The following is an 18,918-nucleotide window of genomic DNA, read 5'->3' on the forward strand; positions in this document are numbered from 1 at the left end:
TCCACGCTTGCCTGACCCCGGAACCGGGGTCAGGCAGATGAGGGGAGACATCATGAACGAGATCTACACCACGGTGCAGGGACGAGTCGTGGCCACGCCGGAGTCGCGCGTCACCCGCGGAGGCGTGCCGTTCACCGCCTTCCGGCTGGCGTCGACGGTGCGCCGGCCCAACCCGCAGTCGCGGGAGTACGAGGACGGCCCGACGAACTTCTTCAGCGTGACGGCCTTCCGCACACTCGGGGCCAACGTCGGCAACTCCCTGAAGAAGGGCGACCCGGTCGTGGTCTACGGCCGGATGCGCGTCAACCAGTGGATGCGCAGCGACAACATCCCCGCGACCTCGGTCGAGATCGACGCCTACTGCGTCGGCCACGACCTGACCTGGGGGACCACCGAGCTCGTGCGGGTGTCCCGCGCCCAGGTGGACCAGACTGACCGGCTTGCCGACGAGGCGGTCCAGAGCACGCACGCCGGGTTCGAACGAGAGCTCCTGGCCGAGGATGCCGACTCCGACCCCTACGTCCTGCGCGAGGGCAACGCGCCCGGGGCGACCGAGCCGGCGCCGGGGCAGTTCGCCCATCGCGACGACGACGCCCCCGCTGCGGACGAGAAGACGGACCAGCCCCGGCTCACCGCGGTGTGACCGCCGGTGACACGGATTCGGGCATGGGGGCGTCGGCGGATAGCCTTGCCCCCATGCCCGAGTTCATCTACGTCATGTCGAAGGCCCGCAAGGCTCACGGCGACAAGGTCATCCTCGATGACGTCACCCTCTCGTTCCTGCCAGGCGCCAAGATCGGTGTTGTCGGCCCCAACGGCGCGGGCAAGTCCTCGGTGCTCAAGATCATGGCGGGGCTGGACCAGCCCTCCAACGGCGAGGCGCGACTGACCCCGGGGTTCTCGGTCGGCATCCTCATGCAGGAGCCCGAGCTCAACGAGGAGAAGACCGTCCTCGGCAACGTCGAGGAGGGCGCCGGCGAGATCAAGGCCAAGCTCGACCGCTACAACGCCATCTCCGCCGAGATGGCCGAGCCCGATGCCGACTTCGATGCGCTGATGGAAGAGATGGGCAAGCTCCAGGAGGCCATCGACGCCGCCGACGCCTGGGACCTCGACTCCCAGCTCGAGCAGGCGATGGACGCTCTGCGCTGCCCCCCGCCGGACGCCGACGTCACGGTCCTGTCCGGCGGTGAGCGCCGCCGGGTCGCCCTGTGCAAGCTGCTTCTCCAGAAGCCCGACCTGCTGCTGCTCGACGAGCCCACCAACCACCTCGACGCCGAGTCGGTCCTGTGGCTCGAGCAGCACCTCGCCGCCTACCACGGCGCCGTCGTCGCGGTGACCCACGACCGGTACTTCATGGACAACGTCGCCGGCTGGATCCTCGAGCTCGACCGCGGTCGGGCCTACCCCTACGAGGGCAACTACTCGACCTACCTGGAGAAGAAGGCCGCCCGACTCGAGGTCCAGGGCAAGAAGGACGCCAAGCTCGCCAAGCGGCTGGCGGGGGAGCTCGAGTGGGTGCGGTCCAACGCCAAGGCCCGGCAGACCAAGTCGAAGGCTCGACTGGCCCGCTACGAGGAGATGGCCGCCGAGGCGGACCGCACCCGCAAGCTGGACTTCGACGAGATCCAGATCCCCCCGGGCCCACGCCTGGGCAGCAAGGTCATCGAGGTCAAGAACCTCCGCAAGGGCTTCGGCGACCGCGTCCTCATCGACGACCTCTCTTTCACGCTGCCGCGCAACGGCATCGTCGGCGTGATCGGACCCAACGGCGTCGGCAAGACCACGCTTGTTCAAGACGATCGTGGGCCTCGAGGAGCCGGACGCCGGCGTCGTCGACATCGGCGAGACGGTCTCGATCTCCTACGTCGACCAGAGCCGCGGTGGGCTCGACCCGGCGAAGAACCTCTGGGAGACCGTCTCCGGTGGCCACGACTACATCCAGGTCGGTCACGTCGAGATCCCGTCCCGGGCGTACGTCTCGCAGTTCGGGTTCAAGGGCCCGGACCAGCAGAAGAAGACCGGCGTCCTGTCCGGTGGCGAGCGCAACCGCCTCAACCTCGCGCTCACCCTCAAGGAGGGCGGCAACCTGCTGCTCCTCGACGAGCCCACCAACGACCTCGACGTCGAGACCCTGGGCTCCCTCGAGAACGCGCTGCTCGACTTTCCCGGCTGTGCGGTCGTCATCAGCCACGACCGGTGGTTCCTCGACCGGGTGGTGACGCACATCCTGGCCTACGAGGGCGACGACGAGAACCCCAGCAAGTGGTACTGGTTCGAGGGCAACTTCGAGGCGTACGAGTCCAACAAGGTCGAGCGTCTCGGCGCGGACGCCGCGCGCCCGCACCGGGTCACCTACCGCAAGCTCACCCGCGACTGACGCGCGCGACCTCGGTCAGCGCGCTCGGACGAGCCGCAGGCCGAGGTCCGCGTAGGCCTCGCCGATGGCCTGCGGCGTGCGCTTGATCTCCGGGTCGTACCACCGCGCCACGTCGACGGCCATCGACATCAGCGCCAAGGTCGTATCGGGGACGTCGTCGACGGCGAACTCGCCGCTGGCCACGCCGTCCGCAACGACCTGCCGCAGCACGCCGTCGATCTCCTTGCGCAGGGCGAGCACGGCGTCGCGGTGCTCGGAGGTGAGGTTGGCGAACTCGTACTGCACGATCCGGGCGACGCGGAAGTGCTCGGCATGCCACTGGGCGAAGGTCGCCATGATCGCCCGCAGGGCCTCGCCCGGGGAGTCGGCGCCGTCGGCGGCAGCCAGCAGCAGGTCGCGGGCCGCCACGTGCCCCTCGCGGCTGAGCTGGTACAGCAGCTCCTCCTTCGAGGCGAAGTGGACGTAGACCCCGGCGGGCGACAGCCCGGCCCGCGAGGCGATGTCGCGGGTGGTGGTCGCGTGGAAGCCCCGGTCGGCGAACGCCTCGGCGGCCGCATCGAGGAGGCGGTGCGGGGCGTCGGTGCCCGTTTCCGCGGGCCGCGCAGGGGAGGACATGGTTGACAGCATGCCTCAGTCATCGCAGACTAAGCAAGCGCTTAGTCACCTTGGAGGAACGCCATGCCCCGCAACATCTACGGCCCCGACCACGAGGCCTTCCGCAGCTCGGTCCAGGAGTTCGTCGACCGGACCCTGAAGCCCCGCGCCGAGCAGATGCTCGAGGTCAAGTCGATCGACCGCGACATCTGGAAAGAGGCCGGCAGCCAGGGCCTCTTCGGCCTCGACATCCCGGAGGAGTTCGGGGGCGCCGGCGCGGAGGACTACCGGTTCAACGCGATCGCCGCCGAGGTCATCTCAGGCTTCAACTTCGCGGTGTCCTCCTGCTTCGGCATCCACTCGGACGTGTGCCCCCCGTACCTCGTCGACCTTGGCACCCAGGAGCAGAAGCAGCGCTGGCTGCCCGGCATGGCCAACGGTGACCTCATCTGCGCGATCGCGATGACCGAGCCGTCCGGTGGCTCCGACCTGGCCGCCCTCAAGACCACGGCCTTGCGCGACGGTGAGGACTGGATCCTCAACGGGTCCAAGACCTTCATCACCAACGGCTACCAGGCCGACCTGGTCATCGTGGCCGCCCGCACCGACCCCTCCAAGGGCGCCAAGGGCATCACGTTGTTCATGATCGAGGCCGGCATGGACGGCTTCAGTCGCGGCCGCAAGCTCGACAAGGTGGGTCAGGAGGAGTCCGACACCGCCGAGCTTGTTCTTCGAGAACGTCCGGGTCCCCGACGCCAACCGCCTCGGCGACGAGGGCATGGGCTTCATCGCGATGATGCAGCGGCTGCCCCAGGAGCGCGTCGGTGCGGCGGTCGCCAACACCGCGCACGCCTTCCAGATCCTGCGCGAGACCATCGCCTACACCAAGGAGCGCAAGGCCTTCGGCCAGCCGATCGGGTCGTTCCAGCACAACAAGTTCAAGATCGCCGAGCTCCAGACGCGCCTCGAGGTCACCCAGGCGTACGTCGACGACTGCATCGCGGCCCACGCGGAGAAGAAGCTCACGCCCGTCGACGCGGCCAAAGCGAAGTGGTTCTCGGCCCAGGTGCAGAACGACGTGCTCGATGAGTGCGTGCAGCTCTACGGCGGCTACGGCTTCATGAACGAGTACCGCGTCGCCCGCGCGTGGCGTGACGCCCGCGTCTCGAAGATCTGGGCGGGGTCGAACGAAATCATGAAGGAGCTCATCGGCCGCGACCTTGGCCTCTGAGGTGGGGGTCCACGACGGCGCCGTCGCCATCATCACCGGCGCCTCGCGGGGCATCGGGCTCGGCATCGCCGAGAAGCTGGTCGCGGAGGGTGCTCGGGTGGTGATCACCGCGCGCAAGCCGGAGGCGCTGGCCGAGGCGGTGGCGCGCCTCGGTGGCGCTGAGCATGCCTTGGGCGTGCCGGGCAACGCCGCCGACGAGGCCCACCAGGACGAGGTGATCCACGCGGCACGGGACACCTTCGGAGGGCTCGACTACCTGGTCAACAACACCGGGATCAACCCGGTCTACGGCCCGATCCTCGATGCGCCGCTGGACGTCGCCCGCAAGATCATGGAGGTCAACGTCCTCTCGGCGTTCTCGTGGACCCAGAAGGCCGTGGCCGCCGGACTCGGCGGCGGGGACGTCCCCGGGGCGGTGGTCAATGTCGCCTCCATCGCTGGGCTGGGCGCGACCGGCACCATCGGCTGGTATGCCGTGAGCAAGGCAGCGCTGATCCACCTCACCGTGGAGCTGGCCTACCAGCTCGGCCCGCAGCTGCGTATCAACGCGGTGGCGCCTGCCGTCGTCAAGACCCAGTTCGCGCAGGCGCTCTACGAGGGTCGCGAGGAGAAGGTGGCCGCGGCCTACCCGATGAAGCGCCTCGGGGCCCCCGAAGACGTCGCCGGTGCCGTCTCCTTCCTGCTGTCCAAGGATGCCAGCTGGGTGACCGGCCAGACCCTCGTCGTCGACGGCGGCGTGACGCTCGGCGGCAACCTGTGACCCTCGACCTCACGGGCCGCACCGTCGTGGTGACCGGCGCGGGCAGGGGAATCGGCGCGGCATACGCGAAAGCCTTTGTGGCGCAAGGCGCGAACGTCGTGGTCAACGACCTCGACCCGGTCACGGCCGAAGCCACGGCAGCCGACCTCGGCGCCGTCGCGCTGCCCGGTGACGCATCGAGCGAGAGCGGCGTGCAGGCCCTGGTCGACGCGGTGCGCGAGCGGTTCGAGCGCATCGATGTCTACTGCGCGAACGCGGGTGTGGCACGAGGTGGCACCGAGGCGGTCGACGAGAAGGCCTGGGAGGTGTCGTGGAACGTCAACGTCATGGCCCACGTCCGGGCCGCCAAGCTGCTCGTGCCCGAGTGGCTCGAGCGGGGGAGCGGCACGTTCGTCAGCACCGCCTCAGCGGCGGGCCTGCTGTCGATCCCCGGTGCTGCCCCGTACGCGGTCACCAAACATGCGGCTGTCGCGTTCGCCGAGTGGCTGTCGATGACCTACGGGGACAAAGGAATCAGTGTCCATGCGGTCTGCCCCCAAGGCGTCCGCACCGACATGCTGTGGAGCTCGGGCGCCGCAGGCCGGGCGCTCATGGAGCCCTCGGCTGTCGACCCCGACGACGTGGCGCGTGACCTCCTCGCCGCGATGGAGGCCGGACGCTTTCTCGTCCTGCCGCACCCCGAGGTGGGACCGATGTATGCCGCCCGCGCGGCCGACCCCGACCGCTGGCTCGCCGGGATGCGGCGGATGGCTGCGGGGCTACCCGCGGTCACCCTCGGCACCGACTGAGGCGGGAGAGCTCAACAGTGAAGGTCTGGCAGGTGAGCGCCCTCGGTGAGCCGGGCACCGTGATGACCCTCGCGGAGGTGCCCGAGCCCGTGGTCACGCCGGGGCATGTGCTGGTCCGCGTCCGCGCGACAGCCCTCAACTTCCCCGACGTCCTCATGGTGCGCGGGCTCTACCAGGTCCGTCCCGAGCTGCCCTTCGTCCCCGGCGTCGAGGTCTGCGGTGACGTGGTCGAGGTCGGACCCGACGTCGTCGGCCTGACTGTGGGCGACCGCGTCGTGGGAACCACCGCCGTGCCCCACGGCGGTCTCGCCGAGGTGTGCCTCATGCCGGCGACGGGCACCTTCGCGGCGCCTGCGCCCCTCTCCGACGCGGAGGCGAGCGCGCTGACCATCGGCTACCAGACGGCATACGTCGGGTTGGCGCGGCGCGCGGCGCTCGCGCCCGGGGAGACCGTCGTCGTGCACGCCGCGGCCGGAGGCGTGGGCAGCGCCGCCGTCCAGGTCGCGAAGGCGCTCGGTGCGAGGGTGGTCGCTGTCGTCGGCAGCGAGGCGAAGGCGGTCGTCGCCCGCGAGGCGGGTGCCGACGTCGTCGTCGACCGTTCCGGCGACGACCTGGTCGGTGCCCTCAAGGAGGCCGTCGGGCCAGAGGGAGCGGACGTCGTGTTCGACCCGGTGGGAGGCGCGTCGTTCGAGGCGTCGACCAAGGTCATCGGGTTCGAGGGGCGGATCGTCGTCGTGGGCTTCACCAGCGGGCAGATCCCGGCTCCGGGGCTGAATCACGCGCTGGTGAAGAACTACTCGATCCTCGGGCTGCACTGGGGGCTGTACCTCCAGCGCAAGCACGCCGTCGCGGCGCAGGCGCACACCAGGCTGTCCGAGTGGGCCGGTGCCGGGGTGATCCGGCCGATGGTGTCCGACCAGGTCCCGTTCGAGGATGCGCCCAGCGCCCTGACCCGGCTCGGAGCCGGGGAGAGCACGGGACGCATCGTCGTGCTCGGCGCCTGAGGCGCGCCGCGCGACCTCGGCTGCTCAGCCCGCCAACCCCTGGGCGACCCTCTCGAGGGCGTCGTAGGAGTCGTTCAGCCCGCTCTCCATGCCCGAGGCGAGCACCATGTCGACGGTTTCGGGGGAGTCGTAGGTGATGACAGCTCGCAGCGTGGTGGCACCGTCCTGCTCGGTGTAGGTGGACTCGACGAGCGAGGGCGGGCTCGCGATGGTGTCGAAGACCTCGGTGTGGACGATGCGGTCGGGCGGGTCGAGCTCGCGGTACTCGCCCGAGAAGGACACCTCCTCGCCGCCGGGGGTGACCTGGGCGAAGTGCCAGCGGCCGCCGACCCGCAGGTCGACCTCGCAGATGGTCACCTCGCCGTGACCGGCGCCCCACCACTGGCGGATGTGGTCCGGGTTGGTCATCGCCTCGTAGACCAGTGCTGCGGGTGCGGCGAAGGTGCGGGTGATGACGAGCTGGCGACCGTCGCGGGTCACCGTGGCGTGCTGGTGCGTGTCGGATGCGGTGTGGCTCATGGCTGCTCCTTGCGTGCGTCGGGCGCGGGGCCCTGGATGCGGGTGAGGTAGGCGTCGAGGCTGTCGAGGTTGGCCTCCCAGTGGCGGCGGTACTCCTCCAGCCACGACGTCGCGCTCTTGAGGGGGGTGGCCGTGATGCGGCAGTTCCGGCGCTGCCCCTCGCGGTCCTTGGCGATCAGCCCGGCCCGCTCCAGCACCGAGAGGTGCTTGGAGATGGCCGGAAGGGTCATGGCGAACGGCTCGGCGAGCTCGCCGACCGAGGCGTCCCCGTGCGCGAGGCGCTCGAGGATGGCGCGTCGGGTCGGGTCGGCCAGGGCGGCGAAGGTGCTGCTGAGTCCGTCGTGCTCCACGGTTCGTCCCGTCATTAACCAAACAGTTAATTAACTGCACTGGAAACGATCGTGGCGCGACCGTCGTCTGTCAAGAGCTGGGGAGAGCCCCGAGATCGCGGGTCGCCTCAACCGCGCGCACGGTGAGCTGGTCGAGATCGGCGCCCAGCTGCTCGAGGGCGGTCACTGGGGCGATGGCGGGTTTCGATCGGCGGAGCACTACCTCGTCGTCCGTGCCGGACTGTCGCCGGCCCACGCACGCGACATCCTGACCATGGCGAGGCGTGGCGCTGAGCTGCCGGCGGCGCGCGCGGCGCTGCGGCAGGGTGGACTGTCGTTGGACCAGGTCGCCGTGGTTGCCCAGCACGTGCCCGCGAGCCACCAGCGGTCGATGACGGACTTCGCCCGGCATGCCACGGTTCCCCAGCTGCGACGCGCGGTGAGCCGCCACGCCTTCGTCGTCGGAGCGAGCGCCGACGACGACCGGTCCAGGTCCGTGCGGCGTGCCTGTGCCCGTCCGGAGCTGTCGATGCACTATGACCCGGACGGGCGGTTCCAGCTCCGATACAGCGCAGGCCACCGTGGGTGCCCTGGTCGAGCAAGCGGTCAGGGAGGCCAAGGACGCGCTGTTCCTCGACCCCGCAGTGACCGCTCCCGGCGATGCGGACGCGGCAGATCCACACTCGCCGAGCTATGCCGACGCGTTCGAGGAGGTGGCGAACCGTTCGCTGGCATCGGTCAGCTCATCGAGCCGAGCCGCGCACTACCGCGTCTACGTGCACCTTGCGACCGACGGCGCATGGGTGGGCGGCCGCCATGCCATCCCCATGCCGCTGGTCCAGCGGTTCCTCTCCGATGGCGTACTGCAGCCGGTGTGGGAGACCGAGGGTCGACCGGTCAGCGTGGGGCGGGACCTGCGGATCCTGCCGCTGCGGTCGCGCCGGCTCGTGGAGGACCGCGACCGCGGCTGCCGGTTCCCGGGCTGCACCACCACGCGGTTCGTGGAGATCCACCACCTGCTCGACTGGGCGAGTGGCGGCGCGACCGACGTGGACAACCTCGTCAGCCTGTGCCCCTTCCACCATGACGGCGTGACGCGTGGCGATTTCACCATGACGGGCGACCCCACCCGGCCCGATGGCCTCGCCGTCACCAATCGCTACGGCGTGCCGGTCGGCTCTCCCCGCTGGCGCGACCTCTCCCCACCCGCTGGGGCCGACCCGCCCCAGTGGGGCGTGCGGGCGGCATACGAACCGCCGTCGGGGGAAGCAGCGCGGTGGCGCGACATCGAGATCCCACCAGACGCCGATCTCGCCTTCGCGGGTTGAGGACTGCAGAGCTCAGTCCTGCGGTCCACCGGCCACGTAGATCACCTGGCCGGAGACGAAGCCGGCGTCCTCGGAGCACAGGAACGCGATGGTCGCGGCGATGTCCTCGGGCTGGCCGACGCGCTGCACCGGGATGGCCGCGGCGGAGTGGGTGATGAAGTCCTCGAACGAGACCCCCAGCCGCTCGGCCGTCATCTTGGTCATCTCGGTCTGGATGAACCCCGGCGCGACGGCGTTGGCCGTCACCCCGAACTTGCCGAGCTCGATCGCGAGGGTCTTGGTGAAGCCCTGGAGCCCAGCCTTGGCGGCGGAGTAGTTGACCTGGCCGCGGTTGCCCTGCGCCGAGGTCGACGAGAGGTTGACGATGCGGCCGAACTTCTCGGTGGTCATGAAGCCCTGGACCGCGCGGGTCATGAGGAACGACCCGCGCAAGTGCACGTTGATGACCGAGTCCCAGTCCTGCTCGGTCATCTTGAACAGCAGGTTGTCGCGGGTGATCCCCGCGTTGTTGACGAGGATGGTCGGGGCTCCGAGCTCGTCCGCGACACGGCGCACGGCGGTCTCGACCTGGGCGGCGTCGGCGACGTCGACCCCCACGCCGACCGAGCGGCCGCCGGCCTTCGTGATGGCGGCGACGGTATCGGCGCAGGCCGCCTCGTCGAGGTCCAGCACGGCGACGGCATGGCCCTCGCGGGCCAGTCGGGTTGCCGTGGCGGCTCCGATCCCCCGGGCAGCTCCGGTGACGATCGCGACGCGCTGGGTGTTCTGGGTGCTCTGGGTGCTCACTGGGGTCCTCCAGGGGAGACGGGCTGGCTGGGATCCGGGGGATCGGTTGGCCGCGAGTCTACTAAGCGCGCGCTTAGCGCGGCGGCGGCCTCTGGTCAGCAATTCTGGTGAACTCCGGCACAATGGGTCTGTTCCAGAGGCCATCGGCGCCCTCTACTCACCCATCGTGGTTGCTGCGGCACCCGATATCGAACAAAGGCACTGCATGGAGATCTGGCCCGGTAAGCCTTACCCGCTCGGCGCTACGTATGACGGCACGGGCGTGAACTTCGCCCTGTTCTCCGAGGTCGCCGAGAAGGTCGAGCTCTGCCTGATCGACGACGACGGCGCCGAGACCCGCGTCGCGGTCCCCGAGGTCGACGGGTTCGTCTGGCACGCCTACCTGCCCGGGGTCCAGCCCGGCCAGCGCTACGGCTATCGCGTCTACGGCCCGTACGACCCGGCGGCCGGACATCGGTGCAACCCGGCCAAGCTGCTGCTCGACCCCTACGCCAAAGCGTTCGACGGCATGGCCGACGGCGACCAGTCGCTGTTCTCCTACGACTTCGACGCGCCCAGCGACGACCCCGGCAAGGCCAACGTCGACGACAGCCTCGGCCACACCATGCTCTCCGTGGTGATCAACCCGTTCTTCGACTGGGGTCAGGACCGCCTGCCCCGTCGCGAGTACCACGAGACGGTGATCTACGAAGCCCACGTCAAGGGCCTCACCGAACTGCACCCGGACATCCCCAAGGACATCCGCGGCACGTATGCCGGGATCGCCCACCCGGCGACGATCGCCCACCTGACCGAGCTGGGGGTCACGGCGATCGAGCTCATGCCCGTGCACCAGTTCGTCAACGACTTCACGTTGCGCGAGAAGGGCCTGTCGAACTACTGGGGCTACAACACGATCGGGTTCCTGGCCCCGCACAACGGCTACGCGGCATACGGCACGCGGGGTGAGCAGGTGGCCGAGTTCAAGGGCATGGTCAAGGCGCTCCACGAGGCTGGCATCGAGGTCATCCTCGACGTCGTCTACAACCACACCGCGGAAGGCAACCACCTCGGCCCCACGCTGGCGTTCCGTGGCATCGACAACGCGTCGTACTACCGGCTCGTCGACGAGGACAAGGCGCACTACTACGACACCACCGGCACGGGTAACAGCCTGCTCATGCGGCACCCGCACGTCCTGCAGCTCATCATGGACTCGCTGCGGTACTGGGTCACCGAGATGCACGTCGACGGGTTCCGGTTCGACCTCGCGGCGACGCTGGCCCGCCAGTTCCACGAGGTCGACAAGCTGTCGGCCTTCTTCGACCTGGTCCAGCAGGACCCGGTGGTCAGCCAGGTCAAGCTCATCGCCGAGCCCTGGGACGTCGGCGATGGCGGGTACCAGGTCGGCAACTTCCCGCCGCTGTGGACCGAGTGGAACGGCCAGTACCGCGACACGGTGCGTGACTTCTGGCGCGGTGAGCCGGCGACGCTCGGCGAGTTCGCGTCGCGGATCACGGGGTCGAGCGACCTCTACGAACACAGCGGCCGCAAGCCGATCGCGTCGATCAACTTCGTCACCGCGCACGACGGCTTCACGTTGCGAGACCTGGTGTCCTACAACGAGAAGCACAACGAGGCCAACGGCGAGGACAACAACGACGGCGAGAGCCACAACCGCTCGTGGAACTGCGGCGTCGAGGGGCCGACCAAGAACAAGAAGGTCAACGCCCTCCGGGTGCGCCAGCAGCGCAACTTCCTCGCCACATTGCTGCTCTCCCAGGGCGTGCCGATGCTGCTCCACGGCGACGAGCTGGGCCGCAGCCAGGGCGGCAACAACAACGGCTACTGCCAGGACAACGAGATCTCCTGGATCAACTGGGACCTCGAGCAGGACCAGCTCAACCTCATCGCCTTCACGCGGCGGCTGGTGGAGCTGCGTCGCGAGCACCCGGTGCTGCGACGGCGCCGCTTCTTCGCCGGCTCGGCCTCCCACGGCGGCGAGAGCGAGATCGGCGAGATCGCCTGGTTCGAGCCCGGCGGCACCCACATGGACGAGGAGTCCTGGGCCAACGGGTACGCCCGGTCGATGATGGTCTTCCTCAACGGCCAGGCCATCCCCGAGCTCGACACCCGCGGTCAGAAGACGATCGACGACCACTTCCTCGTGATCTTCAACGCCCACTCCGACGCCATCGACTTCACCCTCCCGGGAGCCGACTACGGCGACAGCTGGCGGATCGAGGTCGACACTGCCGCAGAGGAGGTCGACGCGACCGTGCACGCTCCCGGTGACACAGTGGTGGCGCAGGCACGCAGCACCGTCGTGCTGCGCTGTCCCCGGCAGCTGCCCTCCGGCAGCCCCGCCGGAGCCGCGATCGCCCGGAGGTGAGCCTCGTGCCGAGCCAGGACGCCGGTATGCCGCATCGCCCGGCCCGCGGGCGGGTGGTGCCCACCGCGACCTACCGCCTCCAGGTCCAGCCCACCTTCACCTTCGAGCAGGCCGCCGAGCAGGCGGACTACCTGGCCCAGCTCGGCGTCTCGCACGCCTACCTGTCGCCGGTGCTCCAGGCGACCCCGGGGTCGACGCACGGCTACGACGTCGTGAGCCACGAGTTCCTCAGCGAGGAGGCCGGGGGTGCGCAGGGATTCGACGCCCTGAGCCGAGCCCTGCGCGCCCATGACCTCGGCATGGTCGTCGACGTCGTGCCCAACCACATGACCACCCCGACGCCGGCGTGGCTGAACCACCCGTGGTGGCTCCTCCTGCGTGACGGGCGCGAGTCCGACCACGCGCACTGGTTCGACGTCGACTGGGACGCGGAGGACGGCCACCTCCTCGTGCCGGTGCTGGGCGAGGCCCTGGACGCGGTGCTGGCCGCGGGTGAGCTGGCGATCGCCAAGGACGGCGGGCGCCACGGCGACGAGACCGTACTGACGTACTACGACCACGTGTTCCCGGTGCGGCCCGGCACCGAGTCCCTCGACCTGCCCGAGCTCGTCGCGGCGCAGTGGTACCGGCTCTGCCACTGGCGGGAGGGTGGCACGCGCCTCAACTACCGCCGGTTCTTCGACGTGACCACGCTGGCGGCGGTGCGTGTCGAGGACGACGACGTGTTCGACCACACCCACCGGTTACTGCTCGAGGAGTTCCGCGCCGGGACCATCGACGGGTTCCGCATCGACCATCCCGACGGGCTGGCGAGCCCGGACGGCTACCTCGCGCGCCTGGCCGACGCCACCGGCGACGCCTGGGTCGTCGCCGAGAAGATCCTCGAGGGGCACGAGGAGCTGCCCGCGGACTGGCGCTGTGCGGGCACCACGGGGTACGACACCCTGCTGCGGGTGCAGCAGGTGTTCGTCGACCCCGCAGGTGCCGGACCGCTCACCGACCTGCTCGCCGAGCGCGCAGGCGAGACGCAGGACTTGCCGTCGATGGTCGGTCTCGCCAAGGAACAGGTCGTGGCCGAGGTCCAGGCGGCCGAGGTGAACCGGTTGATGCGCCTGGTCGTCCGCGTCCTGCCCGACGAGGACCAGGACGCCCTGCGGCGTGCGCTGGGCGCCCTGTTGGTGTCCATGGACCGCTACCGCGCCTACCTCACTCCCGGCGAGCCGGCCGATCCGTCACAGCTGCAGGTGCTCGCGCACGCCGAGGCGCGCGCGGCGGTCCTGGTGGCCGACGACGACCGCGACGCGGTGGCGCTGGTCGGTCAGCTCGCGGCGGGTGGACCGCTCCCGCAGGCCCAAGGCGACAGTGCCGAGGCTCAGCACGAGTTCCTAGTGCGGTTCCAGCAGACCTGCGGGCCGGTGATGGCCAAGGCCGTCGAGGACACCGCGTTCTACCGCTACGCCCGCCTCACGGCGCTCAACGAGGTCGGGGGAGACCCGGGCACGGTCGGCATCGAGCCGGCCGAGCTGCACGCGTTCGCGGAGCGGCAGCTCGCGTCGTGGCCCACCACGATGACGACGCTCTCCACCCACGACACGAAGCGCTCCGAGGACGTCCGGGCACGACTGGCCGTGCTCAGCGAGCTGCCGTCGCAGTGGCGGGCGTGGGTGGCCAAGGCTCGAGACCTCGTCGCCCTGGCCGCGTCGCAGCGCACTGCCGCCGTCGATGGCGCCACCGAGTACCTGTTGTGGCAGACCGTCGTCGGGGCGTGGCCCATCAGCACCGAGCGGCTCCAGACCTATGCGACCAAGGCGGTCCGCGAGGCCAAGCTCCACACGACGTGGATCGACCCTGACGAGGCCTACGAGGCTGCGGTGTCGGCGTGGGTCGAGACGGTGACGACCGACGCGCAGGTCGCGGCCCATGTTGGCGACTGGGTGGCCCGGACCGCTGCGGCGGCCCGGGCCACCACCCTCGGGCAGAAGCTGCTCCAGCTCGTCCTGCCGGGCGTGCCCGACGTCTACCAGGGCACCGAGCTGGTCGACCTGACGCTCGTCGACCCCGACAACCGCCGGCCGGTCGACTTCGGGCCGCGCCGCGAGCGGCTGGAGCGGCTCGACGGCCTCCGCCCCGGCGAACCGGCGTACGACCTCGACGACGAGAAGCTGCTCGTCACCTCGCGGGCGTTGCGGCTGCGCCGTGCCCACCCCGAGTGGTTCACCGGACCCGAGGCCACGTATGCCGCCGTCCCCACCACGAGCGCGCACGCGCTGGCGGTGGCTCGAGGAGACTCCATTGGGGTCCAGGTCGTGGCGGTGGCGACCCGGTTGTCCGAGCGACTCGCCGCCGCCGGTGGCTGGGCGGATGCGGTGGTCACGCTGCCGGCAGGCGCCTGGCGCGACCTCCTGACCGGCCGCGAGCTGGTCGTCGACGACGAAGGTGGGGGACGCCTCGCGGACCTGCTGCATGACCTTCCGGTGGCCCTGCTCGTGCGACATGAAAGCCTTGCCGGCGATGAACACGCCTGAGCACGACGACGATGCGACCCCCGAGCTGACGGTGTGGGCCCCCGCGGCCCACTCGGTCGACGTCGAATGGGCGCTCGACGACGGTCCGGCCCGGCGCGACCCGATGCAGGCGAAGGGCGACGGGTGGTGGCGCTGGCAGGCGCCCGCCGCGCCCACCGCGGAGGGGGGACACGGCGGCATACCCCGTCCTGGACTATGGCTTCAGCGTCGACGGCGGGGAGGTGACGCCCGACCCCAGGTCGCCCTGGCAGCCGGAAGGCGTGCACGGGCCGAGCCGGTGGTTCGACGCCACCCGCTTCCCGTGGCGGGACGCGACCTGGGCGGGTCCGCAGCTCGGCGACGGCCTGCTCGGCGGAGTCGTCTACGAGCTGCACGTCGGGACGTTCACGCGTCAGGGCACCCTGGACGCGGCCCTCGAGCGGCTCCAGCACCTCGTCGACCTCGGCGTCGACGTGGTCGAGCTCATGCCGGTCGCGTCCTGGCCCGGCCGCTGGAACTGGGGGTACGACGGGGTCGGACCGTGGGCCGTGGTCGAGGCGTACGGCGGCCCCGAGGCGCTGCAGCGGTTCGTCGACGCGTGCCACCGGGTCGGCCTCGGGGTGTGCCTCGATGTGGTCTACAACCACCTCGGGCCGGAGGGGAACTACCTGTCGCGCTTCGGGCCGTACTTCTCCGACCGTCACCCGACCCCCTGGGGCGAGGGGTTCAACTTCGATGGCGAGGGCAGCCTGCACGTGCGGCGCTGGGTCATCGACAACGCGCTGCGCTGGTTCACCGACTTCCACATCGACGCGCTCCGCCTCGACGCGGTGCACGAGCTCCACGACGAGTCGACCCCCCACGTGCTGGCCCAGCTGTCGGACGAGGTCGCCGCCCTGTCGGGGCGGCTTGGCCGCCCGCTGACGCTGATCGCCGAGAGCGACCTCAACGACCCGGTCACGGTCGCCCCGACCCGAGACGGTGGTCGCGGCATGGCCGCCCAGTGGGACGACGACGTCCACCACGCGCTGCACGTGGTGCTCACCGGCGAGACCCAGGGCTACTACGCGGACTTCGCGGGCCACACCCGCGCCCTGCCCGAAGGTGGGCCGCTCGCGGTCCTGGCCAAGACGCTCACCCGGGCGTTCCTCCACGACGGGACGTGGTCGAGCTTTCGCGGCACCGACTGGGGTGCGCCGGTGGATCGCACGACGACCGATGGGCGCCGGTTCCTCGGCTACCTCCAGACCCACGACCAGGTCGGCAACCGCGCCCTCGGCGATCGGATCAGCGCGCTGGTCACGCCCGCGCAGCAGGCGATCGGGGCCGCGCTCTACCTCACCTCGGCGTTCACTCCGATGGTCTTCATGGGCGAGGAGTGGGCGGCCTCGACACCGTTCCAGTTCTTCACCGACTTCGACGACCCGGCGTTGGGTGCGGCTGTCTCCGACGGACGCCGTCGCGAGTTCGCCACCCACGGCATGGCTTGGGACGACGTGCCCGATCCTCAGGAGAAGGCGACCTACCGCCGCTCGCAGCTGAAGTGGCACGAGCTCACGACCGGCGACCATGCTCGGATGCTGCGCTGGTACAAGGACCTGATTGCGCTGCGGCGCAACGAGTTCCAGCTCACCGACGGGCGCCTCGACCTCGTCGACGTCGAGTTCGACGAGGCTGCGCAATGGCTCGTCGTACGCCGCGGCACCCTGCACACGGTCGTCAACCTTGCTCCGTCCGCGCGCTGGCACGTGCCGCTCGCCGTCGAGGGTGCCGACAGCGCCGAGGTGCTGCTCGCCTGGGAACCTGACCAGACCAAGGTGAAACACGATGGCCTGCACCTGCCCCCGCAGAGCGTCGCCGTCGTGCGGGTCGGTCAGCCGACCTCGAGCTCGTAGGTCACGACTGCTTCAGTCGGACCATGCCCTCTTGGGCGACGGTGGCGACGAGCGTGCCATCGGCCGAGAACATCCGGCCCAGTCCGAGGCCACGGCCGCCTGACGCCGAGGGCGACTCCTGGTCGTAGAGGATCCACTCGTCGGCTCGGAGCGGCCGGTGGAACCACATGGCGTGGTCGAGGCTCGCGGGTCGGAGCCGACGGTCGGTCCAGACCAGGCCGTGGCGGCGCAGGACGGGTTCGAGGAGGGTGTAGTCGGAGGCGTACGCGAGGACCGCGGCATGGACCAGCGGGTCGTCGGGGAGCTCGCCGATCGCCTTCATCCACACGCTCTGGCGGGCCACGAGCTCCTCACCGGCGCCCACGAAGAGGTTGCCCTCGACGTGGCGGAGCTCGACCGGGCGGTTGGTGAGGTGGCGCGCGCCGGGGTGGTCGATGCCGTCGAACTGGTCGCTGAGCGAGGGGAGCTGGTCCGGCCCGGGCACCTCGGGCATCGGGTCCTGGTGGTCCAGGCCGCCGGCCTCCTCCTGGAACGAGGTGATCATCGACAGGATCGGCATGCCGTCCTGGATGGCGTGGACGCGACGGGTCGAGAAGGAGTTGCCGTCGCGCATCCGCTCCACCGCGAACCGGATCGGCTTCGTGTCGTCGCCCGGGCGCATGAAGTAGCCGTGCAGCGAGTGGATCCGCCGAGGCCCGTCGCCGTCGTCCACGTCGGCCATGGTCCGACCCGCCGCCATGATGCACTGGGCGAGGACCTGGCCGCCGAAGACGCGGCCGTGCGGCATCTTCTGCGTGCGCCCGAGGAAGACGGTGGCCCCGGACTCGCCGAACTCCGTGGAGTCGCCGACGCCCTCGACGGTGATGCGGGCGCTCCCGAGCTCCTCGAGGTCGAGGGTGTCGAGCAGGTCGGCCAGCGGGTCCAGGTCGGAAGCGTTCGCGGAGGTCACCCTGCGACCCTAGCGGGCGCGCTCACGCCACCAGCGGCGAGCGTCCGGAGCGCGCCGGTCGCGTGGCGCTGGCGTCCTCCCAGGCGAGGGCCAGGCGGTCGACCGCCTCGGCCACGACCTCGGGCTGGTGCCCCGTGAACGGGAGGCGCAGGAAGCGCTCCAGCCCGCCCTCGACCGCGAACTGCGAGCCGGGAGCGAGCACCAGCCCGCGCTGGTCGGCAGCGGCGCACAGCGGCGTCGACAGGGCCTCGGGGAGCTCGGCCCACAGACAGAGCCCACCAGACGGCATACGGAACCGCCACTGCGGCAAGCGGTTTCGCAATGCGCCGACCAGTGCGTCGCGCGTGGCCACCACCGATGCGCGCCGCTCGCGGAGGATGTCGGCGCGCTCGGCCAACAGCTCGGTGAGCACGAGCTGCTCGAGGACCGGAGCCCCGAGGTCCAGGGTGAGTCGGGCGCTGACGAGGGCGGGCATGAGCTCGCGCGGCGCCCGGATCCAGCCGATCCGCAGGCCGCCCCAGAACGACTTGCTCGCGCCGCCAAGGGTCACCGTGCGTGCATGGTGGGCGGCCAGCGGCCGCGGCATGATGAGGGACTCGTCATGGGCGAGGTCGACCAAGGTCTCGTCGACGATGCCGACCGTGTGGGTGCCGGCGAGCGCGGCGCCGAACGCGGCGCGCTGTCCCTCGCTCATGAGGGCGCCGGTGGGGTTGTGGAAGTCCGGGATGAGGTATGCCGCCCGCGGCGCGGTCTGGCGCAGCGCGGCGTCGGCCGCCTGGAGGTCCCACCCGTCGTAGTCGAGGGGGAGGGCGACGGGGCGCGCGCCCGACCGGCGCAGCGTCTCGATGGCGTTGGGATAGGTCGGGTTCTCGAGCAGGACCCGGTCACCGGGGGACAGCAGCGCGCGGGCGGTCACCGCCAACCCGGCCAGGGCGCCGCTGGTCACCATGACCTGGTCGGGCGAGGTGGCCAGGCCGCGGTCGGTGAACCGCGCGGCCAGCGCCTCGCGCAGGGCGAGCAGGCCGAGCGGGTGGTAGCCGGTTCCGCCGAGGTAACGGGGCAGCTCGACGACGGCCCGCTCGTAGGCCGCCACAGTGCCCGCGGGCGCGCTCATCGAGGCACAGGTCAGGTCGATGACGTCGCCCTGGACCTGCTCCGCGGAGGGCTGCAGGGCCGTGCCCTGGCGGCGCCCGACCGCGCCGCCGGGCAGGGTGGCCACGCTGCCCGAGCCCTGGCGTGAGGTGAGATAGCCGCGGTCGCGCAGCTCGGCATACGCCCTGGTCACGGTCGTGCGGCTCACCGAGAGCGCGGCGGTGAGGTCTCGTTCGCTGGGCAGGCGGGTGCCGGAGGGGAGGCGGCCGTCGGCGACAAGGAGTCGCAGGGCATCAGCCAGGCCACGGTAGGCGGGGGTCACCTCGAGCGCGGCACCCAGCATGGGAACCAGCCGGGTTGCGGAGATGCTGCGCGCCATGAGACCACT

General features: G+C 70.6%; 14 protein-coding genes and 3 pseudogenes. 11 read left to right on the forward strand and 6 right to left on the reverse strand.

Annotation, left to right across the window (positions count from 1 at the left end; genetic code table 11):
- The first annotated feature begins 52 nt into the window (after positions 1-52).
- On the forward strand, positions 53-643 hold the full coding sequence (locus GKE56_RS01960; RefSeq protein ID WP_195908211.1) for a single-stranded DNA-binding protein: 591 nt from the start codon (positions 53-55) through the stop codon (positions 641-643).
- Between the two features lie 53 nt (positions 644-696).
- Positions 697-2,380, forward strand: a pseudogene (ettA, locus tag GKE56_RS01965) (energy-dependent translational throttle protein EttA).
- 15 nt (positions 2,381-2,395) lie between these two features.
- Here the strand turns inward: ettA and GKE56_RS01970 are convergent.
- Entirely contained in the window at positions 2,396-2,995 is a 600-nt protein-coding gene (locus GKE56_RS01970) for a TetR/AcrR family transcriptional regulator (protein WP_154683127.1), read from the reverse strand.
- 63 nt (positions 2,996-3,058) lie between these two features.
- Between GKE56_RS01970 and GKE56_RS01975 the strand changes: the two are divergent.
- From GKE56_RS01975 to GKE56_RS01990, 4 genes and pseudogenes are all read left to right on the forward strand, one after another.
- Positions 3,059-4,205, forward strand: a pseudogene (locus tag GKE56_RS01975) (acyl-CoA dehydrogenase family protein).
- A complete protein-coding gene (locus GKE56_RS01980; protein ID WP_154683128.1) occupies positions 4,195-4,965 on the forward strand; it encodes an SDR family oxidoreductase in 771 nt (256 codons plus the stop codon). Before GKE56_RS01975 ends, GKE56_RS01980 begins: the two are co-directional and overlap by 11 nt.
- Positions 4,962-5,753 (forward strand): SDR family oxidoreductase, encoded by a 792-nt coding sequence (locus GKE56_RS01985; protein ID WP_154683129.1) that lies wholly within the window; start codon positions 4,962-4,964, stop codon positions 5,751-5,753. The genes GKE56_RS01980 and GKE56_RS01985 overlap by 4 nt, the downstream gene beginning before the upstream one ends.
- A 32-nt stretch (positions 5,754-5,785) precedes the next feature.
- On the forward strand, positions 5,786-6,757 hold the full coding sequence (locus GKE56_RS01990) for an NADPH:quinone oxidoreductase family protein (protein WP_230209122.1): 972 nt from the start codon (positions 5,786-5,788) through the stop codon (positions 6,755-6,757).
- Positions 6,758-6,781: 24 nt separating this feature from the next.
- Here the strand turns inward: GKE56_RS01990 and GKE56_RS01995 are convergent, their stop codons facing one another.
- Both GKE56_RS01995 and GKE56_RS02000 read right to left on the reverse strand, forming a co-directional pair.
- Complete coding sequence (locus GKE56_RS01995; protein WP_154683130.1) at positions 6,782-7,276, reverse strand: SRPBCC family protein; 495 nt, start codon at positions 7,274-7,276, stop codon at positions 6,782-6,784.
- Positions 7,273-7,641 carry a helix-turn-helix transcriptional regulator gene (locus tag GKE56_RS02000; protein ID WP_154683131.1) on the reverse strand — a complete coding sequence of 123 codons (369 nt, stop codon included), beginning with the start codon at positions 7,639-7,641 and terminating at the stop codon, positions 7,273-7,275. The genes GKE56_RS01995 and GKE56_RS02000 overlap by 4 nt, the downstream gene beginning before the upstream one ends.
- A gap of 133 nt (positions 7,642-7,774) precedes the next feature.
- On the opposite strand from GKE56_RS02000, the pseudogene GKE56_RS18045 reads away from it, so the two are divergent.
- A pseudogene (locus tag GKE56_RS18045) lies at positions 7,775-8,098 on the forward strand (DUF222 domain-containing protein); the annotation flags it as partial.
- An 88-nt stretch (positions 8,099-8,186) separates the two neighbouring features.
- A complete protein-coding gene (locus GKE56_RS02010) occupies positions 8,187-8,933 on the forward strand; it encodes an HNH endonuclease signature motif containing protein (protein WP_195908214.1) in 747 nt (248 codons plus the stop codon).
- Positions 8,934-8,945: 12 nt separating this feature from the next.
- Here the strand turns inward: GKE56_RS02010 and fabG are convergent, their stop codons facing one another.
- Positions 8,946-9,719 carry a 3-oxoacyl-ACP reductase FabG gene (gene fabG, locus GKE56_RS02015; RefSeq protein WP_230209123.1) on the reverse strand — a complete coding sequence of 258 codons (774 nt, stop codon included), beginning with the start codon at positions 9,717-9,719 and terminating at the stop codon, positions 8,946-8,948.
- Between the two features lie 205 nt (positions 9,720-9,924).
- On the opposite strand from fabG, the gene glgX reads away from it, so the two are divergent.
- From glgX to treZ, 3 genes are all read left to right on the forward strand, one after another.
- Positions 9,925-12,090 carry a glycogen debranching protein GlgX gene (gene glgX, locus GKE56_RS02020; RefSeq protein ID WP_154683134.1) on the forward strand — a complete coding sequence of 722 codons (2,166 nt, stop codon included), beginning with the start codon at positions 9,925-9,927 and terminating at the stop codon, positions 12,088-12,090.
- A gap of 5 nt (positions 12,091-12,095) precedes the next feature.
- Positions 12,096-14,615 carry a malto-oligosyltrehalose synthase gene (gene treY, locus GKE56_RS02025; RefSeq protein ID WP_370518438.1) on the forward strand — a complete coding sequence of 840 codons (2,520 nt, stop codon included), beginning with the start codon at positions 12,096-12,098 and terminating at the stop codon, positions 14,613-14,615.
- A 221-nt stretch (positions 14,616-14,836) separates the two neighbouring features.
- Positions 14,837-16,489 carry a malto-oligosyltrehalose trehalohydrolase gene (gene treZ / locus GKE56_RS02030; protein ID WP_230209124.1) on the forward strand — a complete coding sequence of 551 codons (1,653 nt, stop codon included), beginning with the start codon at positions 14,837-14,839 and terminating at the stop codon, positions 16,487-16,489.
- Between the two features lies 1 nt (position 16,490).
- On the opposite strand, the gene GKE56_RS02035 is transcribed toward treZ, so the two are convergent.
- Positions 16,491-17,438, reverse strand: a complete 948-nt coding sequence (locus GKE56_RS02035; RefSeq protein WP_154683136.1) for an acyl-CoA thioesterase II — start codon at positions 17,436-17,438, stop codon at positions 16,491-16,493.
- Between the two features lie 22 nt (positions 17,439-17,460).
- Positions 17,461-18,909: a PLP-dependent aminotransferase family protein gene (locus GKE56_RS02040; protein ID WP_154683137.1), complete on the reverse strand. Its 1,449-nt coding sequence runs from the start codon at positions 18,907-18,909 to the stop codon at positions 17,461-17,463.
- Between the last annotated feature and the right edge of the window lie 9 nt (positions 18,910-18,918).

This window comes from Nostocoides sp. HKS02, assembly GCF_009707485.1.
Classification (GTDB): domain Bacteria; phylum Actinomycetota; class Actinomycetes; order Actinomycetales; family Dermatophilaceae; genus Pedococcus.